Annotated in this window: 32 protein-coding genes, 1 tRNA gene and 1 pseudogene; 21 read left to right on the forward strand and 13 right to left on the reverse strand. The window is 63.0% G+C overall.

Annotated elements, in window-relative coordinates:
• The first annotated feature begins 3 nt into the window (after window positions 1–3).
• A complete protein-coding gene (locus FNA67_RS09690) occupies window positions 4–315 on the forward strand; it encodes a hypothetical protein (protein WP_147655901.1) in 312 nt (103 codons plus the stop codon).
• 614 nt (window positions 316–929) lie between these two features.
• On the opposite strand, the gene FNA67_RS09695 is transcribed toward FNA67_RS09690, so the two are convergent.
• A complete protein-coding gene (locus FNA67_RS09695; RefSeq protein ID WP_244616586.1) occupies window positions 930–1166 on the reverse strand; it encodes a sunset domain-containing protein in 237 nt (78 codons plus the stop codon).
• Between the two features lie 100 nt (window positions 1167–1266).
• On the opposite strand from FNA67_RS09695, the gene FNA67_RS09700 reads away from it, so the two are divergent.
• The 5 genes from FNA67_RS09700 (at window position 1267) to FNA67_RS09720 (ending at window position 3921) form a co-directional block, all read left to right on the forward strand.
• The gene (locus FNA67_RS09700; protein ID WP_147655902.1) at window positions 1267–2013 is read left to right on the forward strand and encodes a glycoside hydrolase family 108 protein; all 747 of its coding nucleotides are present in this window, start codon (window positions 1267–1269) and stop codon (window positions 2011–2013) included.
• 3 nt (window positions 2014–2016) lie between these two features.
• Complete coding sequence (locus tag FNA67_RS09705) at window positions 2017–2289, forward strand: hypothetical protein (RefSeq protein WP_049706598.1); 273 nt, start codon at window positions 2017–2019, stop codon at window positions 2287–2289.
• Window positions 2290–2291: 2 nt separating this feature from the next.
• Window positions 2292–2693 (forward strand): hypothetical protein, encoded by a 402-nt coding sequence (locus FNA67_RS09710; RefSeq protein ID WP_244616588.1) that lies wholly within the window; start codon window positions 2292–2294, stop codon window positions 2691–2693.
• Window positions 2690–3085: a DUF1515 domain-containing protein gene (locus tag FNA67_RS09715; RefSeq protein WP_147655903.1), complete on the forward strand. Its 396-nt coding sequence runs from the start codon at window positions 2690–2692 to the stop codon at window positions 3083–3085. The genes FNA67_RS09710 and FNA67_RS09715 overlap by 4 nt, the downstream gene beginning before the upstream one ends.
• Before the next feature lie 320 nt (window positions 3086–3405).
• Window positions 3406–3921 carry a hypothetical protein gene (locus FNA67_RS09720; RefSeq protein WP_147655904.1) on the forward strand — a complete coding sequence of 172 codons (516 nt, stop codon included), beginning with the start codon at window positions 3406–3408 and terminating at the stop codon, window positions 3919–3921.
• Window positions 3922–3939: 18 nt separating this feature from the next.
• Here FNA67_RS09720 and FNA67_RS22035 read toward each other — a convergent pair whose 3' ends face one another.
• A complete protein-coding gene (locus FNA67_RS22035; protein WP_174851674.1) occupies window positions 3940–4578 on the reverse strand; it encodes a GIY-YIG nuclease family protein in 639 nt (212 codons plus the stop codon).
• 256 nt (window positions 4579–4834) lie between these two features.
• On the opposite strand from FNA67_RS22035, the gene FNA67_RS09730 reads away from it, so the two are divergent.
• The 5 genes and pseudogenes from FNA67_RS09730 to FNA67_RS09750 all read left to right on the forward strand — a co-directional run bounded on the left by FNA67_RS09730 (window position 4835) and on the right by FNA67_RS09750 (window position 6813).
• Entirely contained in the window at window positions 4835–5437 is a 603-nt protein-coding gene (locus FNA67_RS09730) for a hypothetical protein (protein WP_147655905.1), read from the forward strand.
• A gap of 107 nt (window positions 5438–5544) precedes the next feature.
• Window positions 5545–5880 (forward strand): hypothetical protein, encoded by a 336-nt coding sequence (locus FNA67_RS09735; RefSeq protein ID WP_147655906.1) that lies wholly within the window; start codon window positions 5545–5547, stop codon window positions 5878–5880.
• Window positions 5881–5981: 101 nt separating this feature from the next.
• Entirely contained in the window at window positions 5982–6188 is a 207-nt protein-coding gene (locus FNA67_RS09740; RefSeq protein ID WP_170267276.1) for a hypothetical protein, read from the forward strand.
• A gap of 105 nt (window positions 6189–6293) precedes the next feature.
• Window positions 6294–6401 (forward strand): annotated as a pseudogene (locus FNA67_RS22285) (transcriptional regulator GcvA); the annotation flags it as partial.
• A 154-nt stretch (window positions 6402–6555) separates the two neighbouring features.
• On the forward strand, window positions 6556–6813 hold the full coding sequence (locus FNA67_RS09750) for a hypothetical protein (RefSeq protein WP_147655908.1): 258 nt from the start codon (window positions 6556–6558) through the stop codon (window positions 6811–6813).
• Window positions 6814–6815: 2 nt separating this feature from the next.
• Here FNA67_RS09750 and FNA67_RS09755 read toward each other — a convergent pair whose 3' ends face one another.
• From FNA67_RS09755 to FNA67_RS09765, 3 genes are all read right to left on the reverse strand, one after another.
• On the reverse strand, window positions 6816–7043 hold the full coding sequence (locus tag FNA67_RS09755; RefSeq protein WP_147655909.1) for a hypothetical protein: 228 nt from the start codon (window positions 7041–7043) through the stop codon (window positions 6816–6818).
• 151 nt (window positions 7044–7194) lie between these two features.
• On the reverse strand, window positions 7195–7827 hold the full coding sequence (locus tag FNA67_RS09760; RefSeq protein ID WP_147655910.1) for a response regulator transcription factor: 633 nt from the start codon (window positions 7825–7827) through the stop codon (window positions 7195–7197).
• Between the two features lie 217 nt (window positions 7828–8044).
• A complete protein-coding gene (locus tag FNA67_RS09765) occupies window positions 8045–8233 on the reverse strand; it encodes a hypothetical protein (protein ID WP_147655911.1) in 189 nt (62 codons plus the stop codon).
• Window positions 8234–8417: 184 nt separating this feature from the next.
• Between FNA67_RS09765 and FNA67_RS09770 the strand changes: the two genes are divergently transcribed.
• On the forward strand, window positions 8418–8918 hold the full coding sequence (locus FNA67_RS09770) for a hypothetical protein (protein ID WP_147655912.1): 501 nt from the start codon (window positions 8418–8420) through the stop codon (window positions 8916–8918).
• A 154-nt stretch (window positions 8919–9072) separates the two neighbouring features.
• On the opposite strand, the gene FNA67_RS09775 is transcribed toward FNA67_RS09770, so the two are convergent.
• From FNA67_RS09775 to rhaM, 3 genes are all read right to left on the reverse strand, one after another.
• Window positions 9073–9149: transfer RNA gene (locus FNA67_RS09775), tRNA-Pro, on the reverse strand.
• Window positions 9150–9221: 72 nt separating this feature from the next.
• Window positions 9222–9968: an SDR family NAD(P)-dependent oxidoreductase gene (locus FNA67_RS09780; RefSeq protein WP_147655913.1), complete on the reverse strand. Its 747-nt coding sequence runs from the start codon at window positions 9966–9968 to the stop codon at window positions 9222–9224.
• A 46-nt stretch (window positions 9969–10014) separates the two neighbouring features.
• The gene (gene rhaM, locus FNA67_RS09785) at window positions 10015–10332 is read right to left on the reverse strand and encodes an L-rhamnose mutarotase (RefSeq protein WP_280176984.1); all 318 of its coding nucleotides are present in this window, start codon (window positions 10330–10332) and stop codon (window positions 10015–10017) included.
• Between the two features lie 78 nt (window positions 10333–10410).
• On the opposite strand from rhaM, the gene FNA67_RS09790 reads away from it, so the two are divergent.
• Together FNA67_RS09790 and FNA67_RS09795 are read left to right on the forward strand one after the other, a co-directional pair.
• The gene (locus FNA67_RS09790) at window positions 10411–10740 is read left to right on the forward strand and encodes a cupin domain-containing protein (protein ID WP_049704946.1); all 330 of its coding nucleotides are present in this window, start codon (window positions 10411–10413) and stop codon (window positions 10738–10740) included.
• Window positions 10741–10829: 89 nt separating this feature from the next.
• Window positions 10830–11774, forward strand: a complete 945-nt coding sequence (locus tag FNA67_RS09795; RefSeq protein WP_170267277.1) for a phosphotransferase enzyme family protein — start codon at window positions 10830–10832, stop codon at window positions 11772–11774.
• Here FNA67_RS09795 and FNA67_RS09800 read toward each other — a convergent pair.
• From FNA67_RS09800 to FNA67_RS09810, 3 genes are all read right to left on the reverse strand, one after another.
• Window positions 11768–13285, reverse strand: a complete 1518-nt coding sequence (locus tag FNA67_RS09800) for an undecaprenyl-phosphate glucose phosphotransferase (protein WP_147655915.1) — start codon at window positions 13283–13285, stop codon at window positions 11768–11770. The two genes, FNA67_RS09795 and FNA67_RS09800, sit on opposite strands and share 7 nt — an antisense overlap.
• A 78-nt stretch (window positions 13286–13363) precedes the next feature.
• Window positions 13364–14491 (reverse strand): glycosyltransferase family 4 protein, encoded by a 1128-nt coding sequence (locus FNA67_RS09805; protein ID WP_147655916.1) that lies wholly within the window; start codon window positions 14489–14491, stop codon window positions 13364–13366.
• A 19-nt stretch (window positions 14492–14510) separates the two neighbouring features.
• Complete coding sequence (locus tag FNA67_RS09810; protein ID WP_210246452.1) at window positions 14511–15086, reverse strand: polysaccharide biosynthesis/export family protein; 576 nt, start codon at window positions 15084–15086, stop codon at window positions 14511–14513.
• Window positions 15087–15223: 137 nt separating this feature from the next.
• On the opposite strand from FNA67_RS09810, the gene FNA67_RS09815 reads away from it, so the two are divergent.
• Both FNA67_RS09815 and FNA67_RS09820 read left to right on the forward strand, forming a co-directional pair.
• Entirely contained in the window at window positions 15224–17407 is a 2184-nt protein-coding gene (locus FNA67_RS09815; RefSeq protein ID WP_147655917.1) for a GumC family protein, read from the forward strand.
• Window positions 17407–18447 (forward strand): polysaccharide deacetylase family protein, encoded by a 1041-nt coding sequence (locus FNA67_RS09820; RefSeq protein ID WP_147655918.1) that lies wholly within the window; start codon window positions 17407–17409, stop codon window positions 18445–18447. Before FNA67_RS09815 ends, FNA67_RS09820 begins: the two co-directional genes overlap by 1 nt.
• 3 nt (window positions 18448–18450) lie before the next feature.
• Here the strand turns inward: FNA67_RS09820 and FNA67_RS09825 are convergent, their stop codons facing one another.
• Window positions 18451–18660: a DUF2842 domain-containing protein gene (locus tag FNA67_RS09825; protein WP_147655919.1), complete on the reverse strand. Its 210-nt coding sequence runs from the start codon at window positions 18658–18660 to the stop codon at window positions 18451–18453.
• 78 nt (window positions 18661–18738) lie between these two features.
• Between FNA67_RS09825 and FNA67_RS09830 the strand changes: the two genes are divergently transcribed.
• The 5 genes from FNA67_RS09830 (at window position 18739) to FNA67_RS09850 (ending at window position 23158) form a co-directional block, all read left to right on the forward strand.
• Window positions 18739–19806, forward strand: coding sequence for a COX15/CtaA family protein (locus tag FNA67_RS09830; RefSeq protein WP_147655920.1), 1068 nt, complete (start codon window positions 18739–18741; stop codon window positions 19804–19806).
• A gap of 148 nt (window positions 19807–19954) precedes the next feature.
• Window positions 19955–20419 (forward strand): 50S ribosomal protein L13, encoded by a 465-nt coding sequence (gene rplM, locus FNA67_RS09835; RefSeq protein WP_049704954.1) that lies wholly within the window; start codon window positions 19955–19957, stop codon window positions 20417–20419.
• Between the two features lies 1 nt (window position 20420).
• Window positions 20421–20897: a 30S ribosomal protein S9 gene (rpsI, locus tag FNA67_RS09840; protein WP_049704955.1), complete on the forward strand. Its 477-nt coding sequence runs from the start codon at window positions 20421–20423 to the stop codon at window positions 20895–20897.
• Window positions 20898–20980: 83 nt separating this feature from the next.
• Window positions 20981–21628: an SdpI family protein gene (locus FNA67_RS09845; protein ID WP_147655921.1), complete on the forward strand. Its 648-nt coding sequence runs from the start codon at window positions 20981–20983 to the stop codon at window positions 21626–21628.
• Between the two features lie 165 nt (window positions 21629–21793).
• A complete protein-coding gene (locus FNA67_RS09850; protein WP_147655922.1) occupies window positions 21794–23158 on the forward strand; it encodes a dicarboxylate/amino acid:cation symporter in 1365 nt (454 codons plus the stop codon).
• A gap of 77 nt (window positions 23159–23235) precedes the next feature.
• Here FNA67_RS09850 and FNA67_RS09855 read toward each other — a convergent pair whose 3' ends face one another.
• Window positions 23236–24522 carry a glycosyltransferase gene (locus FNA67_RS09855; RefSeq protein ID WP_147655923.1) on the reverse strand — a complete coding sequence of 429 codons (1287 nt, stop codon included), beginning with the start codon at window positions 24520–24522 and terminating at the stop codon, window positions 23236–23238.
• Window positions 24523–24984: the final 462 nt, after the last annotated feature.

A 24984-nucleotide genomic window follows, 5' to 3' on the forward strand; every position in this document is an offset into this window, starting at 1 on the left:
GCCATGATCTATCTGCGCGATCCCAATACCATCGTGGTGCCCCGCCTTCCCAACCTCGAGCCGGACCGGTTCTGGATGGCGCTCCGGTTCTTCGGCTACGAGCAGTCGCTGCGGGACTGGGTCAGCGGCTTACAGCCCCTCGATCCAGAAAGTCCCACCTACGCCCAGGACCTTGCTTTCTGGTCGGCTGTCTCCGCCAAGCTCGAATGGGCCAAGTATTTCGAGCGGGATCACCCCATGATCGAGGGCGCGCGCCAAGCGCTCGGCATCACCGAACAGCAGCTCGACGACATGTGGACGTGGGGGTTGAGTTGAAGCAAGCGGCGCACCGCCAGGTAGTGGGGGCTCGGTATTGGGGGTGCGCCGCAGGGCCTTTGGAGGCCAGCCATAACGTGCCGACCGGCGCGATGGTTGCGCGATCAGGCTTGTTCCGTAGCCCTGAGGTGGTGAGCCTTGCCTCGCGCGGTCGGGTGGGCCCGCTCGGGCTTCCCCATGGCGAAGTCCAGGGCGCATAGCTCCTCAAAAGCGGCAGGACTGATTGCCGCGCCTGGCTTTTCGCAAAGCGTCTTGAGTGCGTCGGTGGCGGCTGGGGATAGGGCGGGCGCGGTCATGCGCTCGATATAGCGCCATTCGGAGATTCGGGCCGAGCAAAGAAAGAGCCGCGTTGCGACCACGCGGCTCAAGGGGCATTTGACTAAAGTGGATGTCAGGGCGGCTTGACCAACAACCCGATTTGGTCCCGCCGCCCACAATAACCCCTCGGCCGGTTAAAGGTTCCAGGCGGCGAAGGCCCGTGGGGGCACCGGCCCTCGCCGCCTTTGGAGGAGCCCTTTGGGCAGGGCTTCTTAGGCTAACGCTGGCAGGTTTCGCCTCGCCATTGGGATAAATAACGATCCTGGCCTCGCTGGCGTTGCTTCCGCGTCCGCACGTCACACCTTTGACCTTCGCCAGCCAGCCGCGCGGGCTTCCTCCTCGGAACAAAACCAGCGCTCCCCGTGGGAGGACTGGATGACGGTGTCGTTGTAATATTTCTGGCCGGGCACATGGTAGATGCGCTCGCCTTTGGTGCTGACGTTGCCCTTGATGTTGCATTCGCGCGCCGCAGCCAAGTCGGCGCTGCCAATTGCAGCTCCTACGGCGGCCACGACCCAAAGTAATTTTCGCATTTAGAGCCCTCCCGCCTCCAAGGCAGCATCATTTTGCGGCCCTGGCAACGTTCGGCCGACGTCAGCGGCCTTTTCTTTCCAACATCGATAGGAGGCCGATATGGCCAAAGGTAATCTGCCAGCGGTGCTGGCGGAAACGCTCGCCTATGAGGGCGGATGGTCCGATCATCCGTCCGATCCGGGCGGCGCGACGATGAAGGGCATCACCCTTGCGGTGTTCCGGCGGTATCGACCCGGGGCGAGCAAGGAGCAGCTGCGCGCCATTTCGGCGGACGACGTCGAGCGCATCTACCGCGACGGCTACTGGGGTCCCGTGCGTGGCGACGACCTCCCCGAGGGTGTCGATCTCACCGTCTTCGACTACGGCGTCAATAGCGGCCCGTCTCGGTCGGCAAAGGACCTGCAGCGCGTCGTTGGCGCGACCGTCGACGGCAAGATCGGGCCGGCCACCATTGCGCTTGTGAAAGCATCCGCGCCGCGCGCCGTGATCAAGGCTCATTGCGCACGGCGCCTGGGCTTCGTCCAGTCGCTCGCGATCTGGAACACCTTCGGGAAGGGTTGGGCGCGTCGTATCGCGGGCATCGAGGCCACCTCGCTCTCCTGGGTGTCAACCAAGGCCCAGCTCGAGGCTGATGCCAAGCAGGCCAGGAGCACGGCGGCCGCACAGATCGGCAGCGCCGCTGGCACTGGTGTCGTCGGCACGGTCGATCAGACCAATCATCTCTCCGGCCTCCCGATTGTCCTCGTCGTGGCGGCCTTCGTGATCGTGGCCGGCATCCTCGCAATCCGCATCGTCATCAACAACCAGCGGGCCGGCGCGCTCGCCAACGCGGCCAAGGAGGCCTGATCTATGCACTACCTCTGGGATTTCATCGTTCGCTGGCGCACCTGGCTCGTGAACGTGCTCGCCGGCCTGCTGCTCGTTCTGCCGGACATTCTCACCGCACTGCTCGGCTTCGACTGGAGCCTGATCGTGCCGAAGGCCTACATGCCCTACGTCACGCTGGCGATCATCATCATCAACATCCTGATGCGTCCCCGGCCGGCGGTCCGCGCTGACGACCCCGAGGCGGAAGTCACGCGCCTGCGCAAGCACGGCGTCGACTTCACGGGGGAGTTGTGACGGTGCTGCAGGCGATCATCAACTGGCTCGGAGGAGGCGTGATTCGACAGTTCACGGGCCCGCTGCTCGATGCCTACAAAGCCAAACTCGCGGCGCAGAATGACGAGCAGAGGCTCGCGGCCGAGATGGATATCGCCCGGATCGAGGCGGCGCGTGACATCGCCGTCGCCGAGGCGGGGCGCGCCTGGTCGGCGACCGCGGTCGGCCGCTGGCTCATCGTGGTGCCGTTCGGCATCTGGTGGGCGGCGATCTACCTAGTGCAGCTGATCAATCCGTGGTTCGGGCTTCACCTCGTCGTTATCGCCGTGCCGCCCGACATCATGGAGATGGCCAACATCCTCGTGCCGGCCATCGTCATTGCCGATGCCGGCGCGCTTGTCGGTCGCCGGATCGCTGCTCGATGACCCAGGGTGAAGCCTATCGTCTCCTGCTGACGATGATGCAGGATCTCAAGGACGACGTTGCGGCGGAGCGCGAGGCCTCGCGGCAGAGCAGGGGAGCAATCCGCGACCGGGTCGAGGACGTCGTCGAGCGACTAGGAAAGCTCGAGACGACGATGGCGGTCGCCGGACAGGTAGACGCCCAGGTCCGCGATGAAATTGATGCGCTGCGCGCCAGCATCGAGGAGAACCGGGCGGCCGTTCAGCCGACGGTAGATGAGTGGCGGCGGATCAAGACGATCGGCATTGGGCTTGTCGGTTTGCTCGCCCTGGGTGGGCTCTCGGTTGGTGCTGCGCTCGCCTGGGCGGGCGAAGGGGCCGTGAACGCCGTGCGGGCGTGGCTGAGGATATCGTAGCTAGCTGCTCGGCCGCCTCGGCGGTGGCCGCAGCCGCCGGTTTACGCCGTCCAGCCACACGCAGGTGCAGCGACCGCGTCGGCACATGGCTAAGCTCATGCGCCGTTCTACAACACCTGTCTTCGACGAAGTCGGCGCCCCAACCCGCCCGAGCGCGCCCGTGGCGGAAACTCATATGATATCACTCGATCCTTGGGCCTCGGTTCCGGCCAACCAATGCCTCACGGTTCCTCGGTTCCCTAAAGTGCCAAATAGATTTAACATACTTGTTGCATAGTTGTTAGATACAAGGTATGAGTGATGTATAGAAACATAAGGAGATGATCGATATGACAACGTCCGCGCTCGCTATCTTCACTGGCAAGGCTACGCCCGTCGTTCTGGAGGTTGGGGGCTCCCAGTCATGGGTTTTGGATCAGCGCAAAGCCCGCAGCAATAAGTATGCAGTCCTTTATTTCAACGAGCATGCCCCGTGGTCCACGAAGGGGTATACCGCCCACCGTGCCGCATTTTTCGTTGGGCGCATCTCCGACGTGGTGCAATCCGAAGAAGCCCCGGACCGCTTCACTGTGATGTTCGACCAATACGCCGAGCTCAAAAACGCTGGTGAGTGGGGTGGTTGGCGCAATCCGATCCGATACACGACACTCGAAGATTTGGGCATCGACGAGAGCAAACTCGAGTTCAAGCCTATGCCGGAACCGACTGCCACTCCGTCGCCAGAGGCCCTATCACCGCCGACACCTCAAGGATTGACGATCGCTGCGGCCAAGGCCGGTCTTGCCGCTACCTTCGGCGTCAGCCCAGACGCGATCGAGATCATCATTAAAGGCTGAGAACCGACAGCTCGGGGCCTATCTTCCTTCGACGCTTTTGGTACCGCCGGTCGACGCGACGCCCATCTTATTCCATGGAGGCTGGATCATCTCGATCAGGCCGGCCTCCAGCCCTGCCGAAGAGTGGATAGGGAGACCGTTCCATTCCAGGGGCGGCGGGATTGCGACATAGACCTCGACGACCCTACCGGCGGCAACGTGGTCGGCGATGGTCTGATTGATGCGGATGCTCGTGCTCTGCGTCGCGCCGGGACGCTGGTAGTTGTACATCCGCCGGTGGAAGCTCGACTTCGTAAGCCCGATGTATTTCACTACGCCGTCGACCACGAAGGCATAGACACCGGGATCGTGTGGCGCCGGCGTACTGAGGCCGATGCCGGCGTCCGAGGCGATCCACGTGCCCAGCAGGGTGAATCCGGCATCGACCAGGACATCGATGGCAACGTCCTTTGTGACCTTCGGCGCGGGCTTGGACTTGGGCACGACGACGATGCCGCGCTGCAGGCCGTCCTCGATCCCTGCCGCCACGGCCACGCCGCGGACATGCTGGTACCGGACGCCGAGAAAACGTGCGATGTCGGCCCGCAGATACCCCTCCTGCAGGAGCGCGCGGATCTTGTCTGCGGTCAGGGTTATGCCTTCGACCACGGCAGACATCGGCCTCGCGTTCATCCCGCTCCATCCTCGAACATTTTCACGCCACCTACGAGCTAAATGGCATGAAAATGTCCCCGCCTCTACAAATAAGTCTGAAGATAATCCACTCGTTTCCGCGTCGTTTCGGAGGCTAAAGCGCGTTAGCTTTGCTTTTCATGTCCGGTTAGCCGGACCCTGAAATCAGCACGTCACGCAGAGCCTGCCTTGACCGACGACGCAGATGCCAGTCATCTTGCCTGGAAACGGGGGGCACCGCATGTTCGGTGGCGGCAAGATCCAGCGGGAATACAAGGACGTCATCGCGGCGATCGAGAAGGGCAGCCGCCGTGACCCGCAGCACAACCCGGCGGCCTCGATCGAGAAAGACGGCGCCGCGCTTCTGCGACCAGAGCATCGCATCGTCTGGTCGGATTTCGGGCGGTTCGGCGAGATCATCAATGTCGCGATGCATCATGGGCCATGGTCGTTCGAGGAGACCGATCGGGTCACCTTCGGATTCGACGGCCCGGACTACGGTCGCCACTATCGAGTGTGGTACAACGACATGCCGGCAGGCAGCCTGCAGATCGGTGTCGCGCACTTGATGATGGCCACCGAAGGCCATGGTGCCATGGCCGAGCTGGATTTGGATTTCCCTCAGCTGGTTCCCGAGCCCGAGCTCCGGGACATGCTTCGGACGATGTCGTTCATGTTCATGCGGAAGGACGACGGCGTCGCGATGCGCGCACAGGCGGACCTCGAGGTCCTGCAGATCATGACACGCCATCTCTGGGAGGTGCAGCGTCGCCCGGACCTGGTGCTAGGCATGCACTGGCGCTTCGAGGGCCCCTATGAGCATTATTCGGAATACCTGAAATAGAGGGGACGCGGGATGGCAGTTGAAGAACCCGAAGTCGGGACAGTCTGGACGCTCTGGTCCTGTGTCAGGTCGCTGAATCATGGCTGAAGCGCGTCAGTTACAACATTATGGATCCGTTCACGAAGACCGGCATCGAACCGGTGCTCGACAGCGATCTGGACGAGACATTCTTCGGCACCTTCGACTGGTTGCGCAACGAAGGCTTCGTCCGCTTCCAGCACAACATGCTCGGCGATTGGTGGGTAGAGGACGTGCAGATCACGGCTAAGGCTATGGACGCCATCGACCACGCCCTGCCGACAGACCAGGGCAAGGTCGGGAAACAGTTGAAGAGCATCGCTGCAGGTGCCGGAACTCCCGCCGGCCAAGCTGCGATTTCGGAGACCGTGGGTTTGGTCGTCCGCATCGCGGCACGGGCGTTTCTGGGAGGGGGCGGCGCATGATGCACCTTCCGAGCGACTACTACCGGACGAAAGCCGCGGCCGAACTGGCCGGGCGGGGCTTCTATCCAAAGCAAGGCGTCTTACACGGATTGATGTATCCGATGTGCTTCGCCGCCGGCATGGCTATCGGCACAGAGCTTGTCGGCGTCCCGACATGGGCGACCGTGACGCTGAGCATTGTAGTGCTCGCCGGCGGGTGGTTCTGGGGCGCCAGCGTGGACTACCGCTACAATGCCGTAGTGGCCGAGCGTGCCGGCGAGATGGAGCGGGAGGCCGCCGACGCCAGGCCGGCTAGAGCCGAGGCGTAGGTTTCGACTCGCCGACCTCGATCACGAGCTCCGGATCAAACCCGGGCGCGGACTTTGGATTGCACGCGACCCTCGTGCCACCGATCTCGTAGTCGAACGCGTGCTGTGCGCAGCCCGGAGTTATTGCAGGGCGAGCATCCGCTGCGCACGCCGGCTGACTTGCGGTTGCACACGCTGATCCATAACGGCTTCCCGATCGATTGGGCGACGTGGCATGGCGGCTGCGCCGTCTGGGCCGGGGCGGCGATACTCAGTGCAGTCTCTAGGACTTCTAGGACCAAATCTACATTCGGGGCATGGTTGCGGCCCGTGTAGGGGAAACTACGAATAGGCAGCCCCCAAATGCGGAGCCTACCGTCGAGGAACAATGATTCCAGCGCGCCAGTACATGATGCTCTGCTTTGACTGGACTTCGCCCTCAGGGCTTGAGGTTCTCAAGGAGTTGCGAGCCGCGCAGAAACTGGGATCGACGGTCGAGATTGCGGGGATCAAGTGCCTAGTCGATGCCATCGAGACTGGAGCGTTCCCCAACATCTATCAGGTGCTGCTCTTGCCGGATGGCGATCATGCCGGCGTCTGCGTCGATGGGCCCGATCCCGGGTTGTTTGCCCAAGCCAGGGTTTAGCCCTAGGAGGGGTTGATCATGCCACGACGCCGCATCTCTCTTTCGATCAATGGGAGCCACCGATCATCCAGGAACTTGGGATGGTGCAGGACGCGATGGATGTTTCGCAACTCGTCGTTGGTCATACCTTCGATCTGATTTGCACGCAAAAACAAATCAGTACGAGCCATTAGCTCGCGTAACTCTCTCGGCGAGTCCTCGTCGTCGTCGGGCGGTATTTGTTCGTTCATAGTCAAGTTTCCGAGTCGCGCGATGCTAATTGTTAGCATCATAGCGGACAGCGTAACTTATTGGGGACTCGAAACTTAAAATTGCGAGGCAACAAACAAATTTGGCTAATTGCCTCGCAATGTTTTTGTGCGCTTTCCTGTTAAGCCTTTGTCATTGCACGAGAACAAGGCGCAAAAGGTCCGCGGTGTTTCTCGCCCCAAGCTTTTCCATCACCCGGGAGCGATGCACCTCGACTGTGCGAGAGGATATCCCGAGCGCGCGCCCGGTTTCCTTGTTCGTCAAGCCGTTGATCAGTTGGTCAAGCACCTCCCGCTCTCGCGGGGTCAGCCGGCCGATCGTCCGGGCATATAGGGGCTTCGTGCCCCGCATCCCGTTCACCAGCATCACCCTGCTGCCCAACGATTCAAGGACGCTTTTCACGATCGCTGTTACGTTGAAGGGTTGAGCGAACACATCGTACGCTCCCGCCTTCATCGCCTCGACTGTGAGGCGCGTCGTGTCGCCGTCCTGCAAGATGATCACTGCAGTTCCTGACTTTTCGCTAGCTATCGTGCGTAGGAGCTCGATACCTCCCTCGTTATCGAACCCGGCATTCATGAGCACCACGTCTGGCGCGCGTTGTGCGGTGGCCTCCAGGTACTGGGTTACTGTTTGCGCGCTTTCCACCTGAAAGCCTTCGAGCTTGAACACCGCGCGCAGGTATTCGCGGCTCTTTGGATCATCATCCAGGATATAGACCACCCTCTCGGCGATCTGTGCCCACCTAGTATTGCCTCTTGCCATTCTGTTCCCTCTTTTCTCGACCGAGGTAAGGTTAGGGAATTGGCCCGTTGTAATCTGGCCAACCTCGACCGACTCAACGAGTAAATCATAATCTCTTCTGGCTAAGTAGGAATACAAATAGTCGTAAGAACTAACGCTTATATAGGCATTTTTATGAGCATGCGGTTGCAGTCAACAAAAGTTGTTGCGTGTAGGCGTGATAATAATATTTCTATATTTATTTAGCAGGGGTCGCGGTGCATCGCTTCCGCTGGCATAGCTCGCGCTCAATTTCCTTAAGTGCGGCTTCGTCTTTTGGCGAGCGACGGCCGTACTCTGCCGCCAAAGCGAGCGCTTCGGTGTGATAGTTCCGCCAGGCGTTCAGCTTTTCGGCTGGCAGTCGTGTCAGGGCCGTCTTGCGGTTCATAATTCCACCTCCGCTGTTTTCGCCATCCAAGCGGGTGAGGGCGGGTCGGTCCATTGGGATTTATGCCGATGGCCCGGTACGGCGCCGCAGGGGAGTCAACGTCGTTTGGGCGTCGGTGGTCTCGATTTGATAGTTGTTCTGTGTTTGTTCTTGTCTTATGGCGGACGGAAACAGGGATCTCGCCATGCCCGCCAAGCCCGAGCCCGGCAACAGACTGTCCGCTTATCCATGGCGCGAAATCGTCATCAACTGCCATGTCTGTAATAGGCATGCGCAGGTGGCCAAGGAGCGGCTACTCAAGACCTATGGCGACTTAGCCTTGGCCGACCTTGCCCTTCGGATCGCAGCCGATCGATCCTGCCCCAGGGCTAAGGCCGAAGGGTATTGCGGCGCCCGGATGCTGACCGCGGGTGTTGAGACGTGGGCATGCCTCGAGGAGGCGATGCATGGGGGATGGATCGCCATGCTGCACTGCAATCGGCACATCGAGGCGTTGAAGCGCGGCAGCGCTTGCAGGAAGCCGTTCGAGCTCTACGTGCCGACGCTGGTCGCTCTGCTCGGGTGGGACTTCCCTCTGGCTCGCCTGCCTTACAAGGTGACCTGTCCGGGGTGTGGGTCGAGGTCGTTCTTCATCGAGTGGCATGTCCCCGAGAGGGGCGCGGGAGCACTCGCAGGTCCACGTTAGGGAAGGTGATGGCGGAACGAGTGGAGAACATCCGTGGGGATTCTCGTGGGACTTTTTGTTCCAGACGCCCCACAACGCGCCGTTTGTTCTCTTTTGTTCTCGACCAGGGTCCGACGGTCAAGCCGCCGAAACCCCAGGAGAAGTAAGGAATTTTTGGTCGGAGTGGCCGGATTTGAACCGACGACCCTTTGTCCCCCAGACAAATGCGCTACCAGGCTGCGCTACACCCCGACTGCGCGAACCCCTACCCAAACCGCTCCTGCGATGCAAGGCCTGATTTCGGGTTGAGGTGCGACTTCCTCGTCAATATGTGGTGCGGCCGCCCGAAAGATCAAAGACTGAGGCGGTGGTGAAGCTGTTTTCCTTGCTGACCAGCCAGGCGACCATGGCTGCCGCTTCTTCGACCTCGAGGAACCGGCCGCGCGGGATGCGGACCAGCATGTAATCGATGAACTCGGGGGTGAGTGTGTCGAGGATTCGCGTCTTGGCGGTCGCCGGGGTAATCGCGTTGACGGCGATATCGTACTTGGCCAGTTCCTTGCCCAGCGACTTGACCAGCCCGATGACGCCCGCCTTGGCGGCGGAATAGGCCGAAAGATTGGGATTGCCCTCCTTGCCGGCCACCGAGGCGATGTTGACGATCCGCCCGTAGTTGCGGGCCTTCATGGAAGGGACGCAGACCTTGTTGACGTAAAAGGTGCCGTTGAGATTGATCTCCACGATCCTGCGCCACTCGTCGGGGTCGTATTCCTCGAGCGGCGCGTTCGAACCGGCAATGCCAGCCGAATTGACGAGAATCGACACCGGTCCGATTGCACTCTCCACGCGCTCGTGGGCGGCCTGGAGGCCGGGCAGGTCGGTGATGTCGACCGTCTCGGCCGAGGCAGCCGGGCCGAGGGCTGCGATTGCCTGCTCGAGCACGGCGGCGTTGATGTCCCAAAGACTGACTTTGGCGCCCGATTCGATGAGGCGCCGAGCCATGGCAAAGCCCAGGCCCTGGGCCCCTCCGGTGACGACGGCGACCTGGCCGTTCAAATCGATCTGGTTCATGTAATCGCTCTATCGAAAGGAATTGCGTTGAAGTCGCCGCCTCGCCTCACGGCAGGTGGAACATGGGCAAGAGGTCCACCTGCACCGGCACGTTGTCGGGGTGGGTCTCCATCACGTCCGCCATGAAGGCCCACCAGCGCTTGACGATCTCGAGGTCGGGCAGGGCGTCCATGGTATGGTCGTCTGTACGCACCAGGGTGGCGAAGAGGTGGTTGGTCTCTGGATCGAGCCAGATCGTATAGTCGGAGACCCCTGCATCCTTCAGGGCCTTGGCGAGTTCTGGGAAGATCTCATCATGCCGCTTCCGGTAGGCAGCCGCCTGACCGGGATTGAGGTTCATGCGGAACGCTATGCGCTCGGACACCGTCGACTCCTTGGCGAAGTTAATGCACTGTGATCGCTACCATACCAGCATGCCTGGCCCAACCGGCAAGGAGAGCCGATGAGTGAGGTTTTCAAGTTTCCCGAGAACGTCGTGTGGACGGACCTCGGGGGCGGCAACATGCGTGCCGTGCTTTCCGAGCGTCCCGAACTGATGATGGTCGCCTTCGCCTTCCCAAAGGATGGCGTTGGCGCGCTTCATTCCCATCCTCACGTCCAGGCGAGCTTCGTGGCCGAGGGGCGGTTCGAAGTGACCATCGACGGGCAAACCGAGATCGTGGACCGCGGCGGCAGCTTCATCGTTCCTCCCGGCGCCCTGCACGGCGTCAAGGCGCTCGAGAAGGGGATGCTCATCGATGCGTTCACACCGCGCCGCGACGACTTCCTTTAGACGCAAGCCTTGCGTAAAAGCCTGCTCGTCAAATCAACACGATAGGGTCGGCCGCGGAATCAGTTCGTGAACCGGCCCGGAGCCCGGGCTTGATCGAACGCGCCATAACTTCCTGTCTCCCGCTCTGGCCGCAGCTTGCGGACGGGCGGGCCACGCTGATCAACCTGTCCGAGAACCACACCTTTCGGATCGACGGCCCCGAGGGCCAGCGGCATATCCTGCGGCTGCACCGGCCCGGCTACCACACGCGTGACGCGATCCGAAGCGAGCTCGACTGGCTCCAGGCCCTGCGCGCCGAAGGCGGCATGCCCGTACCCCGCCCGCTCCCTGGCAACGATGGCCAATTCATCCAGCAGGTGAGCGCGTCGGGAATCTCCGAACGCTTCGCGGTGCTCTTCGCCTTCGAGGAAGGTTCCGAGCCACAGGTTCATGACCGACTCGAGCCGCTCTTTGAAACCCTGGGTGGCTATGCGGCGCGCAATCATCTGCACGCGGCCGGTTACGAGAGTGCTGACGTCGTGCGTCCCCGATGGGACGAAAGCGTGCTCGATCCGGACGGTATCTGGGGCGATTGGCGCAAGGCGCCCGGAGCCGATGCAGTTCGCGACGTTCTCGATCGGCTCGACACCAGGCTGCGCAGCGACCTGGCGGCCTACGGCAAGGGGCGCGAGCGCTTCGGGCTCATCCACGCGGATATGCGGCTGGCCAACCTGCTTGTCGACGGCGAGAGGGTTGCACTCATTGATTTCGATGATTGCGGCTTCGGCTGGTTCGCCTACGATTTCGCCGCCGCCGTGTCCTTCATCGACGATCAGGATGTCCTGCCGGGGCTCAAGGCCGCTTGGCTGCGCGGCTACGCACGCCACCGGGCTCTTGCACCCGAGGACATCGCCGCCATGGATACGCTCGTGCTCATGCGGCGCATGCTGCTGCTGGCCTGGACCGGAACGCACGCCGAAACCGACCTGGCCCGGTCCCAGGCGCACCTGGCGCAACTGACGGCGGAATTGGGCGAGGCCTACCTCAATCAGTAGGCGTTCTTGCGGGCCGAAAACAGCGAGACCGGTGTCATCGCCACGATGTAGAGGTCGAGAAAAAGCGACCAGTTTTCAATGTAGTGGAGGTCGTGATTGACTCGCTGCATGATCTTGTCGATCGTATCGGTCTCTCCACGCCAGCCATTGATCTGAGCCCAGCCGGTCATGCCGGGCTTGACGCGGTGCCGCGCGAAATAGCCGTCCACCGCCTCGTAATAGAGCTTGTTGTCGGCCTTGGCCTGCAGGGCGTGGGGACGAGGGCCGACAATGGAGAGGTCGCCCTTGAGCACGTTGAGAAGCTGCGGCAACTCGTCGATCGAGGTCTTGCGGATAAAGCGCCCCACGCGGGTGACCCGCGGGTCGTCCTTGGTGACCAGCCTGGATGCGGTGGCGTCGGTCATGTCGGTGTACATCGAGCGGAATTTGTACATCTCGATGAGCTGGTTGTTGAAGCCGTGGCGCTTCTGCTTGAAGAAGATCGGCCCCTTGCTCTCGAGCCGGATGGCGATGGCCGTCGCCAGCATGATGGGCGAGAGCAGGATGAGGGCGGTCAGCGCCACCACCTTGTCGAACACCCATTTGAAGACCAGGTTCCAATCCGAGATCGGGCGATCGGCCATATCGAAGACCGGAAGTTCGCCGACATAGGAATAGGCCTTGGACGTGAACCGGAGCTGGCTCATGTGCGCCGAGAGGCGAATATCGACCGGCAGCACCCAGAGCGTGCGCAGCATGTCGAGAACGCGGTTCTCTGCCGAAAGCGGCATGGAGACGATGACGAGGTCCACAGGCGTGCGGCGCGAGAACTCCACGAGATCGGCGACCTTGCCCAGCTTGGAGTAGCCGGCCACCACGTCCGGTGAGCGTTCATCAATGCGGTCGTCGAAAAGACCGAGCAGGTTGATGTCGTTGGCGGCGCCTGCCCGAATGGTCTCGATCAGCGCCTCCGCATCCTTGCCGCCACCGATGATCACCGTGCGGCGCTTCAGGCGTCCCTGGTTGGTCCAGCGCAGGACCAGAGCCCGCAGGGCCAGCCGATAGGCGACGAGCAATGCACCGCCGGCCAGGAACCAGCCCGCGAGCCAGACGCGCGAAACCATGTCCGAGACCTTGAAGACATAGGCCGCGACCATAAGCGTGATGAAGACCAGGGACCAGGCGGCGAGGACGCGCCCGATCTGGACGACGCCCATGCGATAGGCCGAGACCTTGTGCATTCGGGCCGCGTTGATCAGCACGTTGGCGAAGAGCGTCGCGCCAAGGATGACCGGGATGTAGAAAATCGGCGTGGCATCGACATAGATCTTGAAGATCGCGTAGCCGAGAACCGCCAGCAGTGCCGCCTCGATAGCCTGGGCGACGCCGACGATGACGGCTGCCGACATGGTCTTTTCGACCGGCGCGGTCGCGATGCGTTCAGCCTGCGCGGTCAACCTGCCGGACTGGTCCTGCGCGCTGCCATTGGCAACGTGGTTGAGAACAGCCTGCTTGGGGTCGATGTGGAACATGTCTTTTCGGCCGATGAGACGGAAACTTATCGCGCCAATATCGAGCCTGAGGAGTGAACACCCAGTGAAATGGGATCGTTAACGTGTAGCAATCGCCTGATGGTAAAGGCTTTCTATGGCTTCGGTCATGGCGTCGAGCGAGAAGCGAGGGGCGATGAATTCGAGGCGCTCGCGCGCTTCTGCCCGGGCTTCGGCGGGGCGATCGAGAAAGGCCTGCATTGCGGCCTGTAGCGCGCTTACGTCCGACGCCGGCACGAGGGAGCTCGAGGTCGGCCCGAAGATTTCCTTGACCCCGCCCACATCGGTGGCGATGACCGGCAGGCCTGCCGCGGCTGCCTCGAGCACGATATAGGGCAGGGATTCCGCCAGGGATGGCACGACCATGCATTGGCCCCTGGGAAAGGTGGTTCGCGCCACCTGAGCCCCGGGAATGGTCACGCGCTCGGCGAGCGAAAGGGCGCTGACCATTTCCGCATAGCGGCTCCGATCCGGGCCGTCTCCGACCAGGAGCAGCGTCGGAAGCGAGCCGTCGGGCCTGCGCAGGCGGGAAAACGCCTCGAGCAGGATGTGGACGCCCTTGAGGTCGCGCAATTCGCCGACGAACAGGAAATCGGCCGCGTCGGCGTCGGGAGTGACGGGCTCGAATTCCGGCGACGCGAGGCCATTGTGGACCACCGGGTCGGGGCATCTGGGCTGCGCAATGGTCGAGCGGTAGGCGCCGCGCGCGAAGGCGCTTTCGAAAATCACTGCATCGGTCAACGGCAGCAGGGCGCGTTCGATCGAGCGGAAAACCTTGCCCGACATCGAGCCGGGGCCGAAATGCAGCGTGCCGCCATGCGGGGTATAGAGCGCGGCGCGCTTCGAGGCCAGGCGGCCGAGCCGGGCGTTCACTCCACCCTTGGCGCCGTGCCCGTGCAGCACATCGATGCGTAAATTGGTGGCTAGTGAGCGAATTCTGAACGGCGTCGTAACGTCTCCGGCACCGGCCACCCGGGGCATCGGCAGCCGATGGATGCCGAGCGTTGCCAGTTCGGCGATAGGAGCAAGCTTGCGCTCGGTCAGGGCGTCGGCGCTCAGCGAGTCGACGACGATGCCGATTTCATGGCCGCGCGCGGCAAGACCTGTCGTCAGGTCGAGGACGTGCCGGAACAGGCCGCCCACAGGGGCTCGCAATACCTGGAGTATGCGCAGTTTCTGCTCGGGCATGGCATTTCCGGAAAAGCTCCTAGAACCAGCGTTCTAGAACGACAATCGTATCCCCCGGGTAAATCGGGAAATCGAGGTCGACCTTTGCCTTGACCATTTCCGTGCCCTGGCGCCGATAAACGATTGCCGAGCCGCGATCCGCCGTTTCCTTGAAGCCGCCGGCAGTCGCGATCGCGGACCGCACGGTCATGCCGAAGACATAGGGAAACTGCCCGCTATTGCCGACTTCGCCCTGGATGAAGAACGGACGGTACTCGGCGACTTCCACCGCGACATTGGGATTGCGCATGTAGCCGCGCGTCAAAGCCTGGGCGATGCGCGAGGCGGCGACCTTGGTCGTGGTGCCCCGAACGGGCACGGGGCCGACCAGGGGCAGGGCGACGGCGCCGCTGTCATCGACCTTGTAGGTCGTGGAAAGCTGTTCCTCTCCATAGACAGTAACCCGGAGCGTGTCGCCGGTATCGAGGGCATAGGGGCCCTTGGTGTCGACGGCATAGGTCGCGGGCTGCGTGTTGATGGCGCAGCCGGCAACGGGCACGATCAGGGCGAGGAGTAAAAGGCGCAGCCAGCGCATATGGATTCTCACGCTTTTCATTGCGCGCAATCCTTGCGGACTATGGTTAACAATCCCCTTAAAAGCCGCCCCGTCGATATGCGAATTGCGACAGTCTTAACGGATTGCTTACCACGTGGCCCCGATAAACTCGGGCAGATGAACGTGGGGGGCAGGAGATGGCTTTCGAGTCGCATGACGAACGCGATCTAAGCATGGACATCCGCGCCATGCTGGCTGCGATCTGGGCGCGCAAGGTGCGTATCGTCCTGGTGACGGTGCTGTTCCTGGCCGCGACCTATGCGATTCTGCTCTTCGTCCCCAAGATGTACGAGTCCGAGGCCGGCATCCTCGTGGCGCCGCGCGACAATGTCTATACGCGCGCAACCGGCGATACGGGGCCGAGCGCGACCGAATCCACGGCCGACTCCGCCATTTCGAGCCAGATCGAACTCATCAAGTCACGCGACACGCTGCAAAGCGTCATCGAGTCCGAGGGGCTGCGCGACGTCAAGGAATTCACCGATCCCGGCACGTCCATCGTGGGGATGATTTCCTCGCTGCTGGGGCGCAAGCCGGCGGCGCGCGACATCGACGAGACCATCCTCGCCAATCTCTCGGAGCGCCTTTCGGTCAAGCGAGCGCGCGACTCGCTCGTGATCGGCGTTGGCGTACGCTCTGAGGATCCCAGCCTTGCCGCGCGGCTCGCCAATGCCATCGCCAATGCCCACGTCCAGCGCCGCGCCGCTCTTTCCCTCTCGGACACCGCCGAGGCCTCGGTGTGGCTCGAGCAGCAGATCGAGACGCTGCGCACCAAGGTCGCCGACGCCGAGGCCAAGGTTGCCGCGTTCAAGGTGGACAACGACCTGCTCACGAGCGGTTCGAGCAATTCCTCGGTGGTCGACCAGCAGATCTCCAGCGTCGCCAGCCAGATCTCGGCGGCCCAGGAGCGCATGAACACCGCGCTGTCGCGCGCTACTCTCATCGACGGGTTGCTCAAGGACGGGCAGCCGGTGGAAGGCGTCGCGGACATCCGCGACTCCGCCACCATCCAGCAACTGACCCAGCAGAAGGCCCAGCTCCAGGGCGAAAAGGCCCAGAAGCTGGCGACGCTCCTGCCGAACCATCCCGACGTCCAGGCCATCGTTGCCCAGATCGCCGAGATCGATAAGCAGATCGGCATCGAAGGCCAGCGTGCTGCGGCCGCGCTCAAGTCGGAAGCCAAGATCGAAAGCGGGCTTATCGCCTCGCTGCAATTCGAACTGGATCGCCTGAAATCCTCCGCCGGCACGGCCACGCGCCAGACGGTGACGCTGGATGGCCTGCAGCGCGAGGCCAAGGCCCAGCGGGACCTGCTCGAGAACTACCTCATCCGCTACCGCGACGCGGCGTCCCGCACGGACATCAACGCTTCGCTGCCCGACGTTCGCGTGGTGACCCTGGCGGCCGCCTCGGTCTCGCCCGCCTCGCCCAAGACCACGTTCATCCTGGCCGCCGTCGGCATCGTGTCGGTTGTCCTCCAGGTCGGCATGATCCTCTTCAGCGAGCTGATGTCCGGCCGCGCCCTTGTCATTCGGCGCCCGGAAAAGCTCGAGCCTGCGCAGGAGTCCCAGCATGCTTCCATCGAGCCGGACGTGGTGGCCGTTCCTCAGACGGTGACCGAGGACCAGTTCATCGTTTCCCCAGCCGCCGATATCGCCGAGATAGACGAGGTGGCGGAGATGCCCCCTGAACCCGCCCCGGCCGAAGATGCAGCCAACGACGATGAGGAAGAGGCCGTCGAGCCCGTGGTCCAGGTCCAGGAGCCGGCGCGTCCGAGCCTGAGCGAGCTAACCAAGCTCTCGGCCGATATCGGTCTGGGCAGGGCGCGGGTGGTGGTGCTCGCCGCTGTCGGCTCGCAGGCCGAATGCGCCGCGGTGGCCGAAAGCCTAACCGGCGACGCACTGCGCCGCGGTCTTTCTGTCGCCCGCGTCGATGCCGCCTCCGGCGTCTCGTCGGACGAACCCGGACTTACCGACCTCGCCGCCGATCTCGCCAGCTTCGGCGACGTCGTCCAGAAGTCGGTGCGCGAAGGCCTTTCCGAAGTACCGTGGGGGCAACTGCCGTCGATCAATCGCCGCTCCATGAAGCCGGTCACGCTGGTGGAGGCACTGACGGACATCTATGAGGTCGTGCTCGTTTCCACCGGCCGCGTTGGCGTCGCGTCTTCGCTTCCCGTGTTCGCCGGCCTCGACTGCCGGCTGGTGCTCGTCACCAACCAGGATATCGACGCCGAAACCCTCGAAGCTGCCGAACTTGACGCCGAGTCCCTTGGTTATCATCCCGTACAGGTGGTGCCGGTTCCGGCGCGGCGAGCCGCGTAATGTCGGCAAAGTACGCAATCATTCGTGCCGCATTCGAGCTGCTGGCCCTCAGCCAGGCTCCCGCGGTGATCCGGAAGTTCTCGAGGAGCCGGGGCGTCATCTTTACGCTTCATCGCGTGCTGCCCGACAAGCCCCCGGCGTTCTCACCCAACGCCATTCTCCAGGTCACCCCCGACTTCCTCGACTACACGATCAAGCGCGTCCGTGAACTGGGCTTCGATGTCGTCACCATGGACGAGGCGATCGAACGGATCGAGGCGCCGGAGAAGGGACGGCCCTTCGTCGTCTTCACCTTCGACGATGCCTACAGGGACAACCTGCAATTCGGGCTCGACGTGATGCGCGCCAACGCCGCGCCGTTCACGCTTTTCGTGGCCACCGCCTTCATCGATGGGGTCGGTGAGGTTTGGTGGCAGGCGATCGAGGACATCATCGCCAGCCGGGAGGCCATCGCGATCCCCGGAGCGGGCGGCAACGACTATCTCCCCACCGCGACGCTGGCCGAGAAGCAGGCCACCTACGACACGCTCTACGCCAAGATGCGCAAGATGCCCGAAGCCGAGCGCGTCGCCCTGATGCGCGGGCTGGGCGAAGCCTACGGCCTCGATCTCGATGAGCACTGCCGGCGCCTGATCATGAACTGGGACGAGCTGCAGACCTTCGTCGCCGAGCCGCTCTGCACGATCGGCGCCCATACGGTGCACCACTACGAACTAGCCAAGCTGAGTGCCGCGGAGCTGCGCTCGGAGATGGAAGGCGCCGTCCGGATTCTGGCCGAGCGGCTGGGCGTGACGCCCGCGCACTTCTCCTACCCCATAGGAGGAAAGGCCAGCGCCGGGGCACGCGAATACGCCATGGCCAGGGAATTGGGGTTCCGGTCCGCCGTCACCACGCTCCCGGGCGGCCTGTTCCAGGCTGACAAGGACCATCTGTGGTCGTTGCCGCGGGTGTCGCTGAACGGGCTCTTCCAGTCACGTCGCTACGTGGACGTGTTCGCCACGGGCGGGCTGTTTTCGATGTTGGGACGCGCCGACGAGTAGGCGTCAGGCCTTGTCCGGCTTGCTCATCCAGCGAATGATAACCATTGCCGGGAAGCACCAGGCGAGCCCGGCCACCACGAAGAAAGCCAGCAGTGCAAGCTGGGGCAGGCCGGTCAGGAACCAGTCGTAGATGACCATCACGATGAGGGCGTAGCCGACGAGCACCCCCAGAGTGAGCAGTACGCCGATCAATTTTCTGGTACTTTGCGTCATGCGACCTTACGCCCGTTGCCAAAAGGACGGGGAGGGGCTTACCACTCGCGCCGAAAAACCGATACCCCGGAAAGTGCCGTGGCCAGCATCGATACGACGACCTCCATCTCCAATTCCAAGCCCGCCGACCGCATGCGGCCGGTGCGCACCTGGCTCTATTGCATCGCCCTGCTGGTGCTGATCATGGTGGCCGTCGGCGGCATCACGCGCCTCACCGGGTCGGGACTTTCCATCACTTCCTGGAAGCCCATTTCCGGCATCATTCCGCCGCTGACCGACGCCGATTGGCAGGCCGAATACGAGGGTTACCGGCAGATCCCGCAGTTCCAGGTGAACAATCACTGGATGAGCGTGGAGGACTTCAAGTCCATCTTCTGGTGGGAATGGATCCATCGCTTCCTCGGTCGCATGATCGGCTTCGCCTTCGCGATTCCCTTCGTCGTATTCCTGGTGCAGAAGCGCTTCTCCTGGAACCTGGCAGGCCCGCTGGCGGCGCTTTTCGTGCTCGGTGGACTGCAGGGCGCGCTCGGCTGGTGGATGGTTTCCTCGGGCCTGAGCGAATTGACCTCGGTCTCCCAGTATCGCCTCGCCGCGCACCTGAGCGCCGCGGCGCTGCTCTTCATGGCCCTCGTGTCGGTGGCGCGCAGCCTCGAACCGGAGGCGCCCAAAACCCCTGTGCGCAGCGTCGAGTGGTGGGGCACCGTCGCCTTGCTCGTGCTGATCTTTGTTCAGTTGATCGCTGGGGCCTTCGTGGCCGGGCTCGACGCGGGCTTTGGCTACAATACCTGGCCCCTGATGGGCGACAGCTTCGTGCCCCCCGGCATGGCATCGCTCGATCCCTTCTGGAAGAACATCTTCGAGAACACCACCACCGTGCAGTTCATCCATCGCTGCATCGCCTACCTCATCGTGATCTATCTCGGCTTCCGGCTCTGGCAGCAGAGCAGGGCCGGGGGATTCGGCGGCGTGCACCAGTGGCTGCCGCGCCTGGCGGGCCTGATCCTCTTCCAGGTGGCGCTCGGCATCACCACGCTGCTGATGGTGATTCCCATCGAGCTGGCGGTGGCTCACCAGGTAACGGCGTTCATCCTGCTCGGCACGACGATCGCCTACCTGACCGATATGCGCCGCGCGCCAAGGGTTTAGGTTGCGGTATTATTATACCGCAGCCGCAAGTGATTGAAATTACATCACTTTATCTTTGCGCTTGACGGGTGCCTTTCTCCCTAGTAAATCCGCGCCACGAAACCGGCGGTGCCCTTGGCGCCGCCTTCCGATTTTAGGGAAATTCACCATGAGCACTTACTCGGCAAAACCGAGCGAGATCGAGAAGAAGTGGATCTTGATCGACGCCGAAGGTCTGGTGGTCGGTCGTCTTGCTTCGATCATCGCCTACCGTCTGCGCGGCAAGCACAAGGCCACGTTCACCCCCCACATGGACATGGGCGACAACATCGTCGTCATCAATGCGGGCAAGGTGAAGCTGACCGGTCGCAAGCTCGACCAGCACCGCTTCTACTGGCACACCGGCTACCCCGGCGGCATCAAGGATCGCACCGCTCGCGAACTGCTCGAGGGTCGTTTCCCCGAGCGCGTTCTCGAGAACGCCGTGCGCCGCATGATGCCCGGTGGCCCGCTCACCCGCGCCCAGCTGCGTAACCTCAAGGTTTATGCCGGCGCCGAGCATCCCCATGAGGCCCAGCAGCCCGTCAAGCTCGACGTGGCTTCGTTCAACTCCAAGAATGTGCGGGTGAAGTAACATGGCCGAGACCATCAACTCTCTCGAAGACCTCGGCACTGCCGCCCCCGTCGCCAACGCCGCGCCGACCTACACGCAGAAGCTCGACGACCAGGGCCGTGCCTACGCCACTGGCAAGCGCAAGGACGCCGTCGCTCGCGTCTGGATCAAGCCCGGCAACGGCAAGGTCACCGTCAATGGCAAGGACTACGTGGCTTACTTCGCCCGTCCGGTTCTCCAGATGATCCTGCAGCAGCCGATCGTGGCCGCAGACCGCGTCGACCAGTACGACGTCGTCGTCACCGTCGCCGGTGGCGGTCTCTCCGGCCAGGCCGGTGCCGTCCGTCACGGCATCTCGCAGGCGCTCACCCACTTTGAGCCCGAACTGCGTAGCGTCCTCAAGAAGGGCGGCTTCCTGACCCGCGACAGCCGCGTCGTCGAACGCAAGAAGTACGGTCGCGCCAAGGCCCGCCGTTCGTTCCAGTTCTCCAAGCGCTAAGCGCTGCTGGAGCACCAGAATTTTGCGAAGGGCCGGGAAACCGGCCCTTTTCTTTTCCGCTGCGTCGGCCCACATCATCGCCCATGACCACGCCCAGCCTCGTCAGCCGCTTCCACGTCTTGCCGCTCACCTTCATCTTTGCTTTCGCGGCGGTCGCCGTGGTCCAATTGCCCGCGGGTGAGGGGCTGGTGATGCATTGGGACATGCAGGGGCAGCCCGACTGGATCTGGTCGCGCAACATCGCATTTGCGCTTGTGCCGGCCTTCGCCGTCGCCGTGACCGCCGCCTTTGCCATCGGCGGCGCCATAACGCCGAAGAATCGGCTGGAGATGGCCCGGCACGTGCTCGAGCCGGCATTGACCGCGATTCTCAGCTTGTGCACGGCAGTGCAACTCGGCCTGCTGGCGCTTGGCCTGGGCTCGGACCTCGACATCCTGCGGGTCGTAGCCGGCGCCGTGGCAGTAGGCCTGCTGTTTCTTGGCATCCTGCTGCGCGAGGCCGAGCGGCACACCTATGCGGGACTGCGTCTGCCCTGGCGGATACCCGACGACCGCATCTGGCGCCGGACGCACGAGATCGCCGGATGGGGCTATATCGGTGCAGCCATCGTCCTTGCGGGCCTCACCTGGCTCCAATCCTATCCGGGTACGCTGGTCACGGCCCTGCCGTTCGCGCTGTTCGTACCGGTGCTGCTTGCCCGTCTCAGCCTGCTCGGCCAGAAGCGCGCGTAGCAGCGCCTTCTGCGTTCCGCGGAAAGCGGAGATGAACTTTCCCTGTTGCCCAAAATAAAGGCAAAGCGCTGCGCTCCATTTAGGCAGTGATCGGCTTACCTTTGTCTCAAACGGAGCACGGAACGATCCGCCTGCCGCTCCGCGAGGCAATTTTCGAGATTCTACATGTCAAACGCATCACTTGCTGCTGGGCGAAGCGCGCCCAAGCCATTCTACACTTCGTTCGGATTCCAGGTCCTTGCGGCCATGGTCCTGGGGCTGGTTCTCGGCTACATCGCCCGCCAGATCGGGACGGGCCCGGATGGCGCTGCCAACGGGCTGACCACCACGCTCTCGACGATCGGCTCGATCTTCGTGCAACTGCTGCGGGCCCTGGTCCCGGTGCTGGTCTTCACCGCAATCGTGGCGAGCATCGTCAAGCTGCGCGAGCTCAACAACGCCGCCCGCCTCGTCTGGCAGACTCTGCTCTGGTTCGCCATTACCGCGCTGATCGCCGTGGTCATCGGTATCGCGCTCGGCCTCATCATCCAGCCCGGCACGACCGCCACCGTTGCTCAGGAGGCCGCCAGGGCTCCGTCCTCGACCGGCTCGTGGCTCGACTTCCTCAAGGGCCTCGTGCCTTCCAACGTCTTTGGCCTCCAGGCCTCGACCAAGGTTGGCGATGCCGGCGCAACGACGTCCCTGAGCTTTAACGTCCTGCAGATCCTCGTGGTTTCGATTGTCGTGGGCGTGGCCGCTCTCAAGGTGGGCGACAAGGCCGAACCCTTCCTCGAGTTCAACCGCTCGCTCCTCGCCATCACCCGCAAGGTGCTCTGGTGGGTGATCCGCCTTACCCCCATCGGCACGATCGGGCTGCTCGGCAACGCAGTGGCCGTCTATGGCTGGGATGCGCTGGCATCGCTGGGCTGGTTCACCGCCGCGATCTATATCGGGCTCGCCCTGGTGCTGTTCGTGGTCTATCCGGTGCTGCTCTCGGCCAACGGCCTCAATCCCGTACGCTTCTTCCAGGGCGCCTGGCCGGCCATCCAGCTTGCCTTCGTCTCGCGTTCCTCGATCGGCACCCTACCGGTCACGGAAGCGGTGACCGAACGCAACCTGGGCGTTCCGCGCGAATATGCGGCCTTCGCGGTGCCGCTCGGCGCCACCACCAAGATGGATGGCTGCGCCGCCATCTATCCGGCCATCGCGGCGATCTTCGTCGCCCAGTTCTACCAGGTTCCGCTCGGCATCCAGGAATACCTGCTGATCGCCTTCGTGTCGGTCATCGGCTCGGCTGCTACTGCCGGCCTGACGGGGGCTGTGGTGATGCTCACCCTTACCCTATCGACCCTCGGCCTGCCGCTCCAGGGCGTTGGCCTGCTGCTGGCCATCGATCCGATCCTCGACATGGGCCGTACGGCCGTCAACGTCGCGGGTCAGGCTCTCGTCCCCACGCTCGTCGCCAAGCGGCAGGGCATTCTCGACCAGGCGCAATACGACGCCACCGAGAGCATCGATGCCCTCGACGCAGCGGCGGTTGCAGCCGAGTAGGGCGGGTTGCGATCAGAAAAGGGAAGGGGCCTCCGGGCCCCTTTTCAATGTGCGTTTACGGGGAAGATCAAGCGGGCCTAGGCCCGCTTGCGCGTTTCCGAGCGCGGCACGTAGTGGGCCATCACGCGCTCGATGACCTTGATGGCGTTTTCCGTGCCGTTTTCGGCCTGGAGTTTCTCGCCAAGAGCCTGGGCGTGGCTGCGGTAGGAGGCGTTCGTGGAAAGGTCCTCAAGCGCCGACGCCAGGATTTCCGGGGTAAGCTTGCGCAGACGGACCGGCTTGGGTCCGCAGCCCAGTTCGTAGACGCGCCGGCCCCAATAGGGCTGGTCGACCGTCTGCGGCACGACGAATGTCGGCTTGCCCAGCTGCAGGCCCGCCGAGGTGGTGCCGGCGCCGCCATGGTGAACCACGGCGCTCACATACTGGAAGAGCTTGTCGTGCGGGGCCTTCTCGAAGGCGAAGATGGTCTCGGGCAGGTCGTCAGGATTGATGCCCCCCCAGCCCTGGGCGACGACGGCGCGACCGCCCCAGGCCTTGACGGCCTCCTTGAGGATCTGCGTGTTGCGCTCGGCCCCGAAGGGCATGGACCCGAAGCCGATATAGACCGGCGCCTCGCCCGCGGCGAGGAACTGCTTGAAGGCCGGGGAGGGCTGCCAGTCCGAGCGGTCCCTGAGCTGCCAGTAGCCGGTGACGATGGCGCTCTTGGGCCAATCGCGTGGGCGAGGGGAAACCAGGCTCGAATAGGCATAGAGCGTGGTGAGCGGCGTGCCGTCCGTATTGCGGAAGAACCCGCCCTTCTTGCGCGACTCAAGCCCCATCAGCTCGCGGCGCAGCTTGTTGCGCGGCAGGTTGTAATAGATCTGCTGCACGGTCATCGCCGTGTAGCTGAGCTTGTTGAAGGTCGGCCCGAAAGTGGGGCTGTAGTAGATGCACAGCGGGAACTCGCTGGTCGAGTTCAGCGGCTGCAACGCCACCATGACCGCCGGAATGCGCAGCGCCTCGGCGATATCGACGCCGAAGCTGGTGTTCATGTTGAGGATGATCGCATCGGCGCCCTGCGCCATGTTCCAGGCGAGTCGGGCTGCCGTGTCCACGATCCGCTGACCCTGGCGGAGCAGGGCCGGCGCATTGAGCAGCATGTTCTGCGACATCGCCTTGTCGAACCGCGAGGTCTGCAGGAACGACTGGATGCTCGAGCCCAGGCTGTGGAACTCCACGCCATAGGATTTGGCCATCGGCTCGAACTCGGCGGTGGCGCCGAGCACGACCGAATAGCCGTGTTCTTTCAATGCTACAGCCAAGGCCAGATATGGCTGGACATCGCCTTGCGTACCAATCGTGGCAATGGCAATGCGCTTTACCATGTGAACCTCATTGTCCCGATCTGCGAAAAGCCCCCGTCAGCAGCCATTTACAACCCTGCGACGGGCAAGTAGAACTGGCTTTCCGCATGCTGGTTTCATTACAAAAATCGCAATATTAGGGCAAGAGATGCCGTTCCTGGTTGCCACCGCTTCGACCGCTATCCCCGGAAATCTCCGGGTTGAGCATGCGCGTCCCGCGTCGGCTGCCTGCGCCCCGATGTCGGCGGTCCCTGCCGCCGTTTCAAGGGCTTCCGCACAAGCTCGTTAGCTCTTCCCACAGGCCGCCGGGCGGCTGGGAGGAGCGAAATCGATAGAAGCGCCGCGGCGAAATGCCCGTGGAGCGGCCCATTTTGGGCTTAAGCAAATCCATACCATAATTCCGCGATAATCGCGGACACTCTACTCACCGCCGACACGGATGCAGACGCACTGCTCCTGCGGTCAACCGGGCCATTGAGCCAT

It is taken from the genome of Youhaiella tibetensis, from assembly GCF_008000755.1.
Taxonomy (GTDB): domain Bacteria; phylum Pseudomonadota; class Alphaproteobacteria; order Rhizobiales; family Devosiaceae; genus Paradevosia; species Paradevosia tibetensis.